This window comes from Phytohabitans sp. LZ39, assembly GCF_059359075.1.
Genome location: NZ_JCADBM010000015.1, coordinates 167,821 through 183,204 on the forward strand (window position 1 = coordinate 167,821; position 15,384 = coordinate 183,204).

The 15,384-nt window shown below is 72.6% G+C and carries 11 protein-coding genes; 6 read left to right on the forward strand and 5 right to left on the reverse strand.

Features of this window, described 5'->3' with window-relative positions; translation table 11 throughout:
- On the reverse strand, positions 1-1,854 hold the full coding sequence (locus AC5L36_RS27205; protein WP_441223112.1) for a hypothetical protein: 1,854 nt from the start codon (positions 1,852-1,854) through the stop codon (positions 1-3).
- Positions 1,851-2,615, reverse strand: coding sequence for an FkbM family methyltransferase (locus tag AC5L36_RS27210; RefSeq protein WP_441223113.1), 765 nt, complete (start codon positions 2,613-2,615; stop codon positions 1,851-1,853). Before AC5L36_RS27210 ends, AC5L36_RS27205 begins: the two co-directional genes overlap by 4 nt.
- Positions 2,616-2,693: 78 nt before the next feature.
- On the opposite strand from AC5L36_RS27210, the gene AC5L36_RS27215 reads away from it, so the two are divergent.
- The 6 genes from AC5L36_RS27215 to AC5L36_RS27240 all read left to right on the forward strand — a co-directional run bounded on the left by AC5L36_RS27215 (position 2,694) and on the right by AC5L36_RS27240 (position 12,458).
- Entirely contained in the window at positions 2,694-3,878 is a 1,185-nt protein-coding gene (locus AC5L36_RS27215; protein ID WP_441223114.1) for a polysaccharide biosynthesis protein, read from the forward strand.
- 181 nt (positions 3,879-4,059) lie between these two features.
- The gene (locus tag AC5L36_RS27220; protein WP_441223115.1) at positions 4,060-6,564 is read left to right on the forward strand and encodes a hypothetical protein; all 2,505 of its coding nucleotides are present in this window, start codon (positions 4,060-4,062) and stop codon (positions 6,562-6,564) included.
- 108 nt (positions 6,565-6,672) lie between these two features.
- Entirely contained in the window at positions 6,673-7,584 is a 912-nt protein-coding gene (locus AC5L36_RS27225) for a 2-dehydropantoate 2-reductase N-terminal domain-containing protein (protein ID WP_441223116.1), read from the forward strand.
- 10 nt (positions 7,585-7,594) lie between these two features.
- Positions 7,595-8,809, forward strand: a complete 1,215-nt coding sequence (locus AC5L36_RS27230) for a glycosyltransferase (RefSeq protein WP_441223117.1) — start codon at positions 7,595-7,597, stop codon at positions 8,807-8,809.
- The gene (locus AC5L36_RS27235; protein ID WP_441223118.1) at positions 8,806-10,587 is read left to right on the forward strand and encodes a hypothetical protein; all 1,782 of its coding nucleotides are present in this window, start codon (positions 8,806-8,808) and stop codon (positions 10,585-10,587) included. Before AC5L36_RS27230 ends, AC5L36_RS27235 begins: the two co-directional genes overlap by 4 nt.
- A 17-nt stretch (positions 10,588-10,604) precedes the next feature.
- Positions 10,605-12,458: a right-handed parallel beta-helix repeat-containing protein gene (locus tag AC5L36_RS27240; protein WP_441223119.1), complete on the forward strand. Its 1,854-nt coding sequence runs from the start codon at positions 10,605-10,607 to the stop codon at positions 12,456-12,458.
- Between the two features lie 1,518 nt (positions 12,459-13,976).
- Here AC5L36_RS27240 and AC5L36_RS27245 read toward each other — a convergent pair.
- From AC5L36_RS27245 to AC5L36_RS27255, 3 genes are read right to left on the reverse strand one after another with little or no spacing between them, the layout of a single operon-like run.
- On the reverse strand, positions 13,977-14,747 hold the full coding sequence (locus AC5L36_RS27245) for a CPBP family intramembrane glutamic endopeptidase (protein ID WP_441223120.1): 771 nt from the start codon (positions 14,745-14,747) through the stop codon (positions 13,977-13,979).
- Positions 14,734-14,976, reverse strand: a complete 243-nt coding sequence (locus AC5L36_RS27250; protein WP_441223121.1) for a hypothetical protein — start codon at positions 14,974-14,976, stop codon at positions 14,734-14,736. Before AC5L36_RS27250 ends, AC5L36_RS27245 begins: the two co-directional genes overlap by 14 nt.
- A complete protein-coding gene (locus tag AC5L36_RS27255; protein WP_441223122.1) occupies positions 14,973-15,377 on the reverse strand; it encodes a hypothetical protein in 405 nt (134 codons plus the stop codon). The genes AC5L36_RS27250 and AC5L36_RS27255 overlap by 4 nt, the downstream gene beginning before the upstream one ends.
- Positions 15,378-15,384 lie beyond the last annotated feature (7 nt).

Consider the following 15,384-nt stretch of genomic DNA (forward strand, 5'->3'; position numbering starts at 1 on the left):
CTAGCCGACCGGCTGCGGCACGATCTGGCCGATCTCTATCTCGTCGGTGCAGAGGTTGGCCCGCGGGTCGAGCATGGTCATCTCGACCTGGCCGCCACCGCCCCAGACGAGCATGAACGCGGCGTTGAGCCCGCGGTGCGCGTCGAACGAGCGCACCTCGCCCGTGCCCAGCCGGAACGTCGCCTTGGTGTCCCGGTCGGCGATGTACGCCACCCGCACCGCCTGCCAGTACTCGGTGACGGTACCGGCGAGCGGGATGGTGACCGTCTGCCCGCCGGCGACCTGGTAGCCGCAGCCCCGCGCCGGCCCCGGCTGGGCCTTGACGCCCTTGACCCACGCCGGGCGTACCTTCCCGGAGTCGTCGAAGACCCACAGCTGCCGCCCCTGGGTCACGAAGACCGGGTCGCGGTCGAGCGGCGCGAAGAAGCGCGACTGCATGTTCCACGGATAGGAAAGCGGGTCGACGATCGTCGCGGGCAGCCGCAGGTCCCAGAAGACGGTGCCGGCGGGCGCCTCGGCGAGGCCCGCCCGGGCCGTCTTCACGTAGTCGCGGCCGAGCTTGGACGCCCAGTCGGTGCCGAAGTCGACGCCGCTGTAGAGGCTGCTGGCCACGAGCAGCGCCGTGCCCGCCGCCAGCGCACCGCCGAACCGCCGCGGGAGGGCCGGCACGGGCTCCGGCTCTTTCTCCTCGTCGATCGGGCGCAGGCCGCACAGCGCCACGCCCACGCAGATCGCCGCGACCACGAGGACGTCGCCGATGTAGCGCGGGACGAGGCCGGCCACGCCGCTGTACGCCGAGCCGAGGCGGGTGGCGCCGATGACCGCCGCGGACAGCGAGGAGTAGAGCAGCAGCAGGGTCCACGCGCGCAGCGCGACGCCGCGGCGCAGCCACAGGGTCAGCGCGACGAACGCCAGCACCAGGACCCAGGAGACCCGCTGGGCGGTGGAGGTGGGCGCGGCGACCGCCGGCCCGTCGCCGGTGTCGAGCCACGACCAGGGGCCGCCGAGCATCCCGGCGCTGACCGACTGCCCGAAGAACTGCTGGAGGAACGTCGCCACCTCGCGACCGGACGACGGCTCGCGCAGCGACGACGTGGACAGCGTCAGGTACACGGCCAGGAACGCGACCGAGACGCCGGTGAGCACGAGCCAGGACAGCGGCCAGCGGCGGATGGCCGTGACGACCGCGCGGATCGGGCCGCCGGGCGCGTACAGGCAGACCGTGAGCAGCGCGACGAGCGCGACGACGAGCAGCGACTTCTCGAAGAAGACGAGCCCGAACACCACCCAGCCGGCGAGCGCGGCGAGGTGCCGCGGCCGGCGGGTGCGGAGGTACCGGACCTGGGCGGTCACCGCCATGATCAGTGCCAGCTGCATCGGCAGCAGGTTGACGCCGACCGCCCACCACGCGCTGATCTCCAGGGTGAGCGGGCAGAACAGGAACAGGCACAGCGGCGCGAGCAGCGCCCAGGTCGCCGGCAGCATCAGGCGCAGCAGGCGGTAGAAGGCGATGCTCACGGCGGCCTGGCCGGCGACCATCAGCGTCGCGTACGGCCAGTACTCCAGCTCGGTCACCTGCTGCACGAGCCACATGACCAGGCGGCCGGCCGGCATGAGGTGGTTGTTGTACAGCTCGAAGAGGTGGCCCACGCTGAGGCTGGCCGAGTCGGCCTGTGAGATCAGCACGAAGTCGTCGGCGGCGAGGTAGCCCCGGGTGGTGATGCTGGCCCGCCAGACCACGCTGGCCACGATCAGCACCGCCGCGACGACGTGTATCGGGTCGCGCAGGACCCACGCGGGCATGGCGATGTTGATGTTGACGGTCGCCCGCGGCGGCGCCGTTTCCACGCTCATCGGCGCCCCTCGGGCCGGAAGAGGACCAGGTTGACGTACCGCGGCCAGGGCGCGACCACCCGGCGCGCGAAGCTGTGCCGCACCCGCCCCACCGCCGCCTTCTGGTGCGCCACGAGGTCGAAGTCGTCGAGCGGCAGCCAGCGCCGGCCCGGCATCACGTACGGCCGGTAGCCCCACCCGCCCAGCAGGTCGAGGATCGGCGAGATGGGCTGGATCCGCTCCTCCAGCTCGACCAGCAGCAGCGGCGTGTCCCGCCGGATGGTCCGCTCGGCGCCGCGCAACGCCGGCATCTCGTGGCCCTCGACGTCGAGCTTGACGAAGCCGACGCCGGTGAGCTCCAGGCTGTCCAGGCTCACCCGGGGCACCGTCACCGGCCGGCCCTCGCCGCCCGCTCCCTCGATCGAGGAGGTGCCGACCCCGGCGCCGCCGTCGGGCAGGTAGAGCGTCGCCGTGCCGACGTGGTCGGAGGCGGCCGCCTGGACCACGCGCACGTCCGGGTACGCGGCGGCGACGAGCCGGGCCAGGTCGGCGGCGGGCTCCAGGGCCACCACCCGGTCGGCGAGCCGGCGCAGGCCACGGGTCCACGGCCCGTACCAGGCGCCGACGTCGACGGCGGTGCCGCCGCGGGGCGCGTAGCTCGCGAGCCGGGCCAGCTCGGGCTCTACCCGCGGGTACACGGCTCTGATGGCGGACCCGACCAGGCCGGCCGGCAGGCCCGCCGCGAACCGGGCACTCAGGGTGGATGACAAGCTGCCGGCCATGGTGGGGAACCTTAGCCTCCTCGCTCGCTTTACAGGTACCGGGTGGACCGCCAAGTTTCCCACCAGTAACCTGCGACGATGGCTCAGGCCCAGGCGGTCCGCTCCCCCGCCCCACGTGTCGGCGCGTCCGCCGCCTGGGTGTGGCTGGCCGGCGTCGCGGGAAACGCGATCGCCTACCTGGTCCCGGTGCTCGGCGCCCGCCAGCTCAGCGCCGGCGACCTGGGCGCGCTGGTCACCATCGCGGCGGTCGCGGCGATCGCCGGCGTGCCCGGCCTCGGCCTCCAGATCGCCGGCGCCGTCCACCGCGCCAGGCATCCCGGCGCACCGGCCGGGCGGGTCGGCTGGCTGACCGCGGCCGCCTGCGCCGGCGCCGTCCTCGCGCTCACCCCGGTCGCCGGCGGCCTGCTCGACCTCCCGCTGGCGACGGTCCCGCCGCTGGCGCTCTACACCGGCGCCGTGGTGGTCGCCGGCCGCTGGCTCGGCGAGCTGCAAGGCGACGAACGCTTCCGCCGCCTCGCCCTGGGCATGGCGATCCTGGCGGTCGGCCGGTACGGCGGCCTTGTCGCCGGCCTGCTGCTCGGCGCCGGCCTCACCGGTTCGGTCCTGGCCGGCACGGCCACCGCGCTGCTGATCCCGCCGGCTCTGGCACTGCTCACCCGCGCCACGCCGGCGGCCGGCGGCGGGATCACCGCCCGCCAGGTCGTCACCGCGAGCTCGGCGACGCTGGCCATGCTCGCCGTCTCGTACGCCGACCTGCTGCTCGCCCGCCACCTGCTGCCGGCCGCGTCGTCCGGCGCGTACGCGGTCGGCACCGTCCTCACCAAGGGTGCGATCTGGGCACCCCAGGTGGTGACGGTCATCGCGCTCCCCCGCCTCGCCCGCGGCAGCCGGCGCAGCCTCCTCGTCGCGACCGCGGTCGTGGCCGCGTCCGGCGCCGCGCTGGTCGCCGCGTCGGCGCTGTCCGGCGCGCTCGCCTTCCGCCTCGCCGGCGGCGCCGACTACGTCGACCTGGGACGCTACGCGCCGGTGTTCGCGCTGACCGGCGCGCTCTACGCGCTCGTCTTCGTGGTCGTCAACGCCCAGGTGGCCGCCGGCGCGCGCTGGCCGTCCGCCCCGCTCTGGATCTCCTGCGCCGGCCTCGTGGTGGCGACGGAGTGGCTGGTGCCGCACACGTTCACCGCGATCATGTGGTCCGCCGCCGCCACGGCCGCCGCGGCGCTCGCCCTCTCCGCCCTCGCCCACCGCTACCAGCGCCTTTTATAAGCAGATTTGCCCACGTCCGCATCACCTGCGGACCGCACGCTCCCGCGGGCCGGCGGGCCCGCGGTTCAAGCCCAAAGCCCCCTTGTCGTGTCGGCGTGGCATCGCCGCTGGCGTCGCGCTGCGCGGTTAGCTTGGGCAAACCAGGCATCTGAGATAAGGGCGACATTATGGGACTCGAGCCTTGGGACTGCTGAAGCGACGCCGGACCAGTCTGGCGCTGTTCGGGATCGGAGCGGCGCTCCTGGTCGGCGCGGTCGTCGCGGCCAACTACACGCCTCGCGTCGCGATGCTGTCGTCAGGCGACGGCGGGGTCGGCGGCACGCCGTCGCCGCCCGGCGCGGCGGACTCGTCGTTGCTCACCTGCGGCGACTCGGACTCCGAGCTCACGTCCTATCCGGACCGTGGCATCGCGCTGCCGGAGATACCGCTGCCCGCCGACGAGCGGCATCCGCGGCTGGACTTCGTCGAGTCCGACCTGCCGGCGATCCGGGACCGGGTCACCGGCAAGGCGGCCGACCCGCACCGGCTCTATGCGCGCAACTGGCAGAAGATCCTCGCCGACGTGACGAACGGCGAGTTCGAGGGTGACCATCCCGACGACATCGGCTCGCGGCGGGCCAAGGCGTACGCCTTCGCGTTCGCGGTCACCGGCAACCCCGGCTACCGCGACCAGGCGCTGTCCGCGCTGGCATCCGCCTTCCGGGACTTCGACGCCGACGACGCCTACATCGCCGCGCAGCTGACCAACTACACGCAGGCGTACGACTACCTGGCCGGCGGCGCCGGCGACGCCGACCTGAGCGAGGCACGCGCGTCGATCAAGCGCGGGGCGGCGTGGCTGGCCGACTGGCTCAACGGCGAGCAGCCGCACGGCAGCAACCCCCGCCCGCACAACCACCGCTCCAAGGCGGCCCTCGCGCTCGGGCTATGGGCCCTGGGCTTCTCCGCCGACCCGGCCGCCCGCGACTGGCTCCGGCTCGCCGTGGACCAGGTCAACACGGTGTACCGGTACATGTTCACCCGGGACGGCGTCTACCTCGACGGCTACGCGTACTACTGGACGTACCAGATCTTCCAGGTCGTGCCGTTCCTTTACGCGGCGCGCAACGCGGCCGGCGTCGACGCGTTCGGCGTGATGCGGCCGGTCTTCGAGTGGATGGTCCGCGACAGCGGCCCGCAGGGCTGGCTGATGAACGTCGAGGACTCCTGGGTCAAGACCGCCTGGACCGCCGTCGTGGCCGGAGCCTACCGCGCCACGGAGACCAAGCTGAGCGGCACCGCCAAGCTCGGCAACGTGCTCCAGTGGCGCTTCTTCGCGCAGGACTGGGCGGCCACCCGCTACCCGGACAACTGGACCGGCGCCTCCAACCAGGTCTACCTGTGGCCCGACGAGATCGTCCACATCGACCAGGACATCGCCGAGGTGGCGCCGGACGCGGACGGGTTCGACTTCTACGACCGCGGCGGCAACACGACGGTCATGCGCAGCGACTGGCGGTACGGCGACCGGGCCACCCGCTGGGTGATGTTCTACGGGGCGCCGCAGTCGAACAACCACGACCACTGCGACGTCATGCAGGTGCTGCTCAACGCCGAGAACACGGTGCTGCTCAACGACAGCGGGTACGGGCCGAAGCGGTTCTCGGAGCGCTCGGCGTGGACGCCGCCGGACCGCCACAACGTGGTGACGATGGACGGCGCCGGCGTGCGGGACGTCTTCGCCAACACGGTCAACCTCGCCGGTGCCGCCGCCGACTACAGCGAGAAGCTCGCCTACTACGACCAGACGGTGGCCGGCGAGCCGGGTACGAAGTCGTGGCGGCGCGGCGTGCTCTTCCCGGCCCACGACTACGTGGTCGTCGCCGACAGCCTGCGCTCGCCGCAGCAGCAGGAGTGGACGAGCTATCTGCGGGCCCGCGGCGCGTTCGCGCAGCAGGGCCCGGTCGCGGTCTGGACCACCCCGGACAACGTCTTCGGCGACAGCGCCAAGCTGTACGCCCTGACCCTCCCGGCCGGCGGCCAGGAGTCGGTCGGCAGCGGCTGGAGCAACCTCTTCGGCGCCAAGAAGGAGGCGCCGGACACCGAGGCGACCACGTACCTGCGGGTCCAGCAGCGGGCGGCGGACGCGCAGTTCCTGAGCCTCGCGGTGCCGCGTGCCGCGTCGGCCGCGCCGCCGGTCTTCGCCGACCTGAGCCAGCCGGGCGCCCTGGCCGCGACCGTCGCGTACGACGGGCACACCGACACCGTCCTCAAGCAGGTGGAGGGCACCGAGCGGACGGCCGGCGGCCTCACCACCGACGGCCACCTCGGGTGGGCCCGGCAGGCGGGCGACGCGCTGACGGCGTGGCACCTCGTCGAGGGCACCCGGCTCGGCTACGGCGGTCGGGTCTACGCGACCGTGAGCGAGCGGCTCTCGCTCACCGCCGACCTCACCGCCGAGCATCCGGTGGTGGACGTCGCGGCGCGGTCCGGTCAGGAGTACGTGCTCAGCGTCGCCGGCCAGCACGCCGCGGCCACCTTCGAGGGTGTCGCGGTGGCCGGCGAGAGCGACGGCGAGATGACGAGCTTCCGGCTCACCGGGCCGGGCCGGCTCGTGCTCGGCGCCACCGGGCCGGCGTCACCGAGCCCGTCCACGGCACCGACCGCGTCGCCGGATCCCGCGGCAAGCCCCACGCCGGCCGCGTGACCTAAATCAAATCCGAAAGAACAGGCGTGGCAATCGCCGTACACCGCAAATGCTCCATAGGGTTTATAGGGGTAATTCGACCTATTTATTCCACGGGGGGCGATTGTCATGGAACGGGTCTTCGTTGTTGGCGCGGGCGTCGTCGGTAAGGCGACCGGCCATGGTTTCGCGGAGCGCGGGCACAAGGTCACGCTGATCGACGTCCTGCCCGAACGGGTGGAGGCGCTGCGCGCCGAGGGCCTCGACGCCCGCATCGGGCTCGACCTGCGCGACGAACCGGAGTCGTTCGTCTTCCTGACGCTGCCGACGCCGCACCACGGCCGGCGGTACGACCTGTCCGTATTCGAGCGCGGCGTCCGCGACGTGGGGGCGGCGCTGGCACAGGCCGACGCGGTACACACCGTCGTGGTGCGCTCCACCGTGCCGCCGCGCACCACCGAGGACCTCGTCCGGCCGCTGCTCGAGCAGGCGTCCGGCAAGGTCGAGGGCACCGGCTTCTGCCTGGCCAGCAACCCGGAGTTCCTGCGCGCCGCCTCGGCGGTGGAGGACTTCCGCTGGCCGTGGATGACGGTCATCGGCGCGCGGAGCAAGCGGGTGCGTGAGCGGCTGTCGGCACTGCTCGCCCCGTTCGGCGGGGAACTGCGGGTGTTCGACCAGCCCACCACCGCCGAAATGATCAAATGCGCGCACAACATCTTCAATGCCGCGAAGATCAGTTTCTGGAACGAGATGTGGCGGGTCTGCCAGGCGATCGGCGTCGACCACGACGAGGTGGCCACGACCGTCGCCCGTTCGGCGGAAGCCTCGTACAACCCGGAGTACGGCATCCGCGGCGGCGCCCCGTACGGCGGCGTGTGCCTGCCCAAGGACACCAACGGGTTCCTCGGCTTCGCGGCCCAGCACGAGATCGACATGCCCCTGCTGAGCGCGGTCGTCGACGTGAACGAGCAGATGGCCGACCTTGTCGAGCGCGAGCTGGCCACACTCCAGGCCGAGTCCGACTCCAGCGTGGCGCGCTGAGGCGGCCCGGATGCGCTCTGACGTACGGTTTCTCAGCGACTGGCTGTACTACCTGCCGATCGCGACCATCGGCCTGGTGCGCTGGGTCGGCTGGCTGGTCCGCCGCGTGCCGGCCGCCTTCTACCGGCCGGTGACCAACGACCACAGCGAGCCACTGACCGTGGTCGTGCCGGTCTACCAGGAGGACCCGCGGATCCTCGCGTACGCGATCGAGTCCTGGCTGCGCAACGACGTCGCCGAGGTGATCCTCGTGATCGACGAGAGCGACCACACGTGCCGCGAGGTCGCCGACCGCTACCCCGTGCGGGTCGTGGTCACCGACGTGCCCGGCAAGCGGGACGCCCTCCGGCGCGGCTGGGAGGCGGCCTCGACGCCACTCGTCGCGCTCGTCGACTCGGACACGATCTGGGCCGACGACGTCGCGGCGCGGGTGCGGATGCCGTTCGCCGACGCGGGCGTGGGCGGTGTGAGCACCCGGCAGAACGTCTACAACCCGGTCGGCTTCCTCCAGCGGGTCAACGACATGTACCTCGACTACCGCTACTTCGACGAGAACGCCGCGCAGACCGTCATGGGCCAGGCGATCTCCTGCCTGTCCGGCCGGACCGCCGTCTACCGCCGCGACCTGCTGCTGGAGGTCTCCGGCGACTTCATGGCGGAGCAGTTTCTCGGCGTGCCGTGCATGTCCGGCGACGACAAGTGCCTGACCTCGCAGATCCTCAAGCGCGGCCACCGCACCGTCCTCCAGCGCACCGCACGGGTCTGGTCCACGTTTCCCGGCAACCCGCGGACCTTCTTCCGGCAGCGGCTGCGCTGGTCGCGCAACACCTGGCGGTCGGACATCCGGGCGCTGTTCATCGACCGGTGGGCGTGGCGCTACCCGTTCCTGGCGTACACGATGCTGGACAAGGCGATCGGCTGCTTCACGCTGCTCGCCTCGCCGGTGTTCATGGCGCTCGCGGTGATCCGCCACGACTGGTTCTTCGTCGGGCTCCTCGCGGGCTGGTGGTGGTTCAGCCGGGCGGTCAAGATGCTGCCGCACCTGCGCCGCCGGCCCTCGTCGTTCTTCCTGATCCCGCCGTTCGTGCTGCTGTCGTTCGGCATGGCGGTCATCCGGATCATCGCGCTGGCCACGATCCGCAGGCAGCGGTGGCTGACCCGCCAGGTGGCCGTCGTGGACGGTGCGGTGGTCCGCACCGGCGAGCCCGCCCTGGAGGGCGCGTGAGACCCGCGCTGCTCGTGGCGGCCGCGGTGGGGGCCGCCGCGGCGCTGCTCCCACCCGCGCCGGCCACGGCCGCCGCCGACCGCGGCCGGGTCATCGTCCTGCGCCCGGGCCACGCCCAGCTCGTACAGGACGGCGTCGTACACCGGACCGTGCCGCTGCCCCGCCGGGCGGTCACCATCGCCACGCTGGTGCGGACGGTCCGGGATCCGGCCTGGGCCAGTCTGTCCCGGCAGGGAGAGGTCGTCCTGCGCGCCGGCATCTCCCAGCGCCCCGGCACCGAGCTCTACGTGCGGGCCCCGGTGCGCACGCTGCGCCTCGTCGACTCGGCGGCGTTCCTGGCCGGCACGCACGCCCGGGTGTACTTCCGCGGCGTCACCGTCACGTCGGCGCCCGCACCCGGCGGCCGCCCGGCGCCGGAGTCGCCGCACCGGCCCTACCTGCGCTACCTCAACCGGTCCACCGTCTCGATCGTGTCGAGCACCTTCGAGGGGCTTGGCTCGGCGTCCACCCGCAACCACGGCGTGACGGTCGGCGCGGGCGGTGTGCTGCACGCGGTCGACAGCACGTTTCGCGCCAGCAGCCGGGGCATCGACGTCTACCGCGCCGCCCGGGTCAACCTCACCCGGGTACGGGCGACCGGCAACACCGAGGCGGGCGTGCTGGTCAACCAGGCCGGCCGGGTGGCCTTCACCGACGTGACGGCCGGCGACAACCCCGGCACCGGGCTGGTGCTGCGTGGGCCGTTGCGCGCCCCGGCGCTGGTCCGGGTCGCCAGCGAGGCCAACGGCACCGGCGTCGAGCTCTCCCGGCTCGGCGGCGTGTCCGTCGGCCCGCTGCGCACCGCGCACAACCGGCGGTCCGGGGTGGTCCTGGACCGCTGCCCGCGGTGCGTGCTCGCCGGCGTCGACGCCACCGGCGACCGCACCGGGATCCTGGTGAAGCGGCAGTCGGCGGGCAGCACCGTCGACGGCGGCACCGTGCGGGCCGCCCAGCGGGTCGGCGTGATGGTCGCCGCCGGTGGCGTGCGGATCCGCCGGCTGACCGTCGAGTCGGCGGCCGGCGCGGTGGGGCTGCGCGTGCCACCGGGCGTGCCGGACGCCCGGGTCGAGTCCGGCGCGTTTCACGGCGGCGCGATCGCCGTGTCCACCGACGGCGAACGCACGAGCGTCGTCGACACCGCCGTGACCGGCGCCCTGACCGGCGTGCGGATCGGCGGCGACGCCACCACCGCCGTTGTCCACGGTCTGCGGGTGGCCAACTCCCGCACCGGAGTGCAGGCCAACACCGGTTCGCACGCCGTGACCATCGAACACCTGCGGATCGCCCAGAGTGGTGGGCAGGGCATCCGCTCCGCCGCCGACGGCATGTCCATCGTGGACAGTACGGTCGACGGCGCGGCGCTCGGCATGCACCTCAAGGGCGTCGCCACCGTGCGGCTCAGCAGCGTGTCCGCCAAGGACGAGGCGCTCTACGCCGGGCCGGGCGCGAGCGTGACGTTCACCGGCGGCCGGCTGGGCGGGGAGAGCGTGGGTGTACGGGCCCACGACCTGTCCGCCGTGGTGCTCGAGGACACCAGCGTCGAAGCGCCCACCGGTGCCCGCGGCCCCGTACGGCTGCGCGGCACCACCGAGCTGCCCGCGATGCCGGTGCGCTGGATCGCCCTGCTCGGCCTGCTCGTCGTCGCGGCCGCCATCACCCTCGAGGTGCTGCGCCGGCTCCGCGAACGCCGCGAGGAACGCACCGTCTCCGCACCCGACCACGTGACCAACACCGCCTAACCGAGGAACCGCTTGTTGTGATTCGCCGTAGCGCTTGTACCGTCACCGTCCTGACCACCGCCGCCGTCGCACTCACTCCGATCGGCCTGCCCACGCCGGCATCCGCGGCCGCCTGCACCGCACCGGTGCGGTACGCCGCGTCCACCAACACGATCTACCTCGTGGCCCGGCAGGCCTTCACCCTCGCCTCCATCAAGCAGGCCTGCCCGACCGCACCGCTCGTCCAGGTGGACGCGGCGCGGCGGGTGTGGCAGCTCGACGCCGACCTCGTACTGCAAAACGGGAGCACGCTGCGCCTGCACGGCGGCGAGGTGAAAACGCTCCGCCTGCGCAGCCGGCCCAGCGGCGCCGCGACCGAGGTCAGCCAGATCATGGCCAACCACGGCACCGTCGACATGCGCTCCACGAGCGTGACCTCGTGGGACGACCTCGCCGGCGGCCCCGACACCAACCCGGCCGTCCCGGCCGGCGGCGCCCGCGGCCGCGCGTTCATCCGGGTACTGTCCACACTGGCCGCCGACGGCCGCACCCCGCTGGAGTCCCGACTGGACATCGTGGACAGTGAGGTGTCGCACCTCGGCTACTACGGCGCCGAGAGCTATGGCGTCACCTACAAGTCGCGGCCCTGCGCGCGCACCGCGCCGGCGCTCTGCGCCCGGGTGAAGGTGACCGGGTCGCAGATCGGCAGCCGCTTCCACCACAACTACATGGGCACGTACACGTGGGGCGCGCGGGACATGGCGTTTCGCGGCAACCGGTACGAGCACAACGTGTCGTACGGCCTGGACCCGCACGACGCCTCGTCCAACCTCGTCATCGAGAAGAACACCTTCGCCCACAACGGCAACCACGGCGTGATCTGCTCGCAGCGCTGCGACCGGCTGCGGATCGTCGACAACGCCAGCCACGACAACGGCCGCCGGCCCTGGGCCGGACCCACCGGCGACTCCGACGTGGCCGGCCAGGTACACGGCATCATGATCCACCGCGGCGTCACCAACACGGTGATCTCCGGCAACCGGGTGTGGAACCACCCGCACGGCGCCGGCATCGCCATCTTCGACAGCGCCGGCAACACGGTCACCAACAACCAGCTCGACGACAACATGGTCGGCGTCCGGCTCTCGGTCGGCTCCGCCCGCAACACGATCAGCCGCAACGTGATCCGGACCAGCACGAAGTACGGCATCTTCCTCTTCAAGGGCACGGACCTGCCGACCTACAGCACGAGCAGCGGCCGCCCGACCGGCAACGTCTTCGACACCAACACCATCGAGGGCGCCGGCGCCAACCTGGTCAAGTTCACCGACGCGGACGGCAACCGGATCGCCGGCAGCACCGCCAGCGGCGCCCCACTGGTCTTCGTGAACTCCGCCGGCACCGTCCTCCAGGGCGTGCGGATGCCCGCCCGCCAGCAGATCGAGCTGGTCGGCTCGTCGCTGACGGTCGCCGAGCCCAAAGCCTCGCTCCGGCTGACCCTCGACGCGGCGAGCACCGCCAACCTGACAAGCGCCAGCGGCCGCGTCTTCACCGGCGGCCCCGCCACCACGGCCACCCCGTCCGGCACCCGCCTACACCTGACGACAGCCGCGTCGATAACCCCGCACCCGTTCACCGTCAAGCCGTCGTCCGGCACCGCCGCGGTCACCCCCACCGGCCCGACCACCGTCCGCATCACCGCCCAGACCGCCGGCACGTCGATCGCGTTCACCGTGTCCGGCCTACACGCCCGCGTCCGCTACACGGTCCGCCGCGACGGCACGACCCTGACGACGGTGACGGCGGACGAGGCCGGCGTCGTACGCTTCACCGCCACCGCTCCCACCACCGCCGCCCACGAATACACGGTCGGCCTACCCGCACCAGCCTGAGGCACCTTCGGTCCGCGACACCTGCGGATTTCCTGGGTACCTTCCCGCGGCCGGGAGTGGAGGCCGGCGGCTCACAAAGCGAGCCAAACCCCCGACCTCCACTCCGGGCCGCGTTCGGTCCATCCCCGCTCGCTCTCAGCGGCTCGGCGACGCGGCTCACGGCCACGGCGAATCGGCGGACTTCGCATTCGTCTCGCGGTCGGCGCTCCGCGCGACAGGAATGTTTCCACAATCCCGCGATCGGGCCGCTTGGGCGAAATCTCCGGATGACGGAACGCGGATCTCGACGCACCGGCAATCGCAATGCCGGACCGCGGCCCCGCTCGGTGGGCAAAGGCTTTTCGCTGTGGTGAGCGAAGCGGCGACCTGGCCGGCGCGGGTCCGTCCGGGGTAGATACCGGCCTTCGAGGCGGCGCGGCACGGTCGCGAGCATCGACCAGCCCGGCCTGGGCGGCCTGGGCGGGCAGACCTTGGCGTGCGGATGCCGGAACGCCGCCGTCCGTCCCGCCCCGGCGCGTGGACTCTCGGCTGGTCGAGGCGTCAGTGCCCGACACCGGGCGTTGCCGCTGCTCGACCACGCCAGACACGGGCGCCGAGGGCACGAGTCGCGCCGTCTCTCGTGGGCGGCTCTCACGCGGGCTCACCGCTCGAGTCGCACAAGAGCTGTCGCGCAGGCGGCGCCGGCGCTCGCCGTGACGCTGGGCCAGCCCCCAGGCACGATGACGCTCATGCGCGCCACGAAACTCCTCAGCCGCGGGAGAATAGTTACGCGACGCGGTCCGGTCACGCATTTTGGCAAGCGCCGCCGAGGTGAACAGCTGAAGCTGCCGCATCCACCAATTATCCCGCACCCGTAGCGAAATTTCTGCCCCGGACAGCGATCGATCATGCGCAATTTGCCTGGCCAGACCGTGCGGTTTCCGACATGCCAAGAGTTCGAATACGCGCGCTCAGTGTGGCTTCACTAAGGATCAGTCCGGGCGAAGACAAATCGTAAGCACGCGTAACCACAATGCCCGTTTCGGCCACTGCGGGAGGCCGCAGCTAAGGCGTCGTCGCCGCGAGTAACCGCGACGGCAGCATGAACAGCGCAACATTCCAGACCTAGGAGAGTTAGGGCGCCATTTCAACCCTAAGTCTCCTAGATCTCAAAGCCCCTCGCCGACCTGTTTACGCTCCGTTATCGGCATCCCGTCGAAGGGGCGACTTACCCGACGCCGTCTTCCATTCCTGGATCGGTGCCCACGTTCGACGTCCACGTTGGCCAAGAAACACAGCTCCCGCGGCGAGTCGGGCGCACCGCGACGAGCTGAGCGCACCGCGACGACCAGAGCGCGCGACGCGCGCCAGTCAAAGGCCCGCGTGCGCCGCGGTCGACCCCCGGGCGTGCGACGGCTACTACGTCACCTCTCGCCGGAGGCGGCGAGGTGGCGGTGACCAGCGGCGGACGGGTGAGGCCGCGGGAGCGACGGCATGGGCCACGGCGCACATCGCGGTAGCCCTCTCGAAATAGGTCTTCTAGGCAGCGAGCAGCCACCCCGTCAGGAGCACGAGCAGCACGCGTGCGCCTACCACGCCGGCGGCGGAGCCGGTGTGTTGGCGGAGCCAGCCGAGCAGCAGGCCCACCGCGAACGCGCAGGCGACCGACGGCGGTGAGCCGTAGCCCAGGAACGTGGCGGCGTAGACCGCGGCCGCGATCGGCACCGCGCGCTTTCCCACGACGCCGGCCAGTGCTGGGACCAGCAGGCCGCGGTACAGCAGTTCCTCGGGCACCACGGTCAGCGCCAGCACGGCGACCGCGGCGAGGCCGCCGGCCGGCAGTGGTGGCGCGAGCCAGGCCGCGAAGGGTGCTAGCGGGAGCGCCACGAGTGCCACGGCCGCCTGCTGGCGCCAGCCGCCCGGGCCGCGGCGTAGGAGGCGCCAGCACCTCGGGCGCACGCCGGCGACCACGCCTACGGCGACGAGGGCGGGCACCGCGAGTGCCGCGCTCCGACCGACCGGGCTGAGGTCGGCGGCCGGGATGGCCATCATGGACAGTCGCACTGCCGGAAGCGCGGCGAGCACCGGCAGCAGCATCGCGCCGGGGCGGTCGAGCGGCAGCAGCGGGCCGAGGCACGCGGCGAGCGCCAGCGCTCCGAACGCGGCCGCGCCGGATGGCACGTCCACGGTCAGCAGCAGCTCGGCGACGACGAGGCCGCCCAGGTAGCCGCCGAGAAGTGGCACGGGAAGTGCCGGCGCCGGCGCCGCGCCGTCCGGCGGGTGAGCCGGTGCCAGGCTAGGAGAGGTCACGGAAGCGCTCCAGGACGATCGCGGCGAAGACCACCAGCAGCGGCGCGGCCACCACGGTCAGCAGGTGCAGCACGTCGCGCCGCGGAAACGGGTCGGCGGACTGGATCAGCACGCGGGCGACGAGCACGGCGAGCAGGACGCCCAGCACCACGAGGCCGACCGAGACGGACGACGCCGCGTCGCCGCGGCCTAGGAACTCGGTCAGCGTGGGCGGCAGCGCGGGGCTCACGGCGCACCTCTCCGCAGCGCGGGTGCGAGGCAGGCGGTCGCGATCGCCACAAGGATCGCGAGGGCGGCCATCGGTGACCAGACGCCCGTGTACACCATGATCTGGGTGACCAGCATGCCCAGCGCGAGGCTGAGGCCGACGCCGAGCATGGTCTCCATCAGCCGGTCGGCCACGCCGATCAGCCGCACCACGGCGATCCCCGGGACGGCGAGGACGTAGAGGATCACCGGCACCGCGCGGGCCGGCGCGTCGAGCGCGGCGAGCAGCAGGACGGTCGGCCCGGAAAGCAGCAGGAGCAGCGGCGCGCCGCTGCGGCGCCACCACGGCGGCCGGCCGCCGGTGACCGGGCCGGGTCGGGCCGGGAGCGGGTCCGGTCGCAGGATACGGGCGGGAACGCTCATCGGTGCC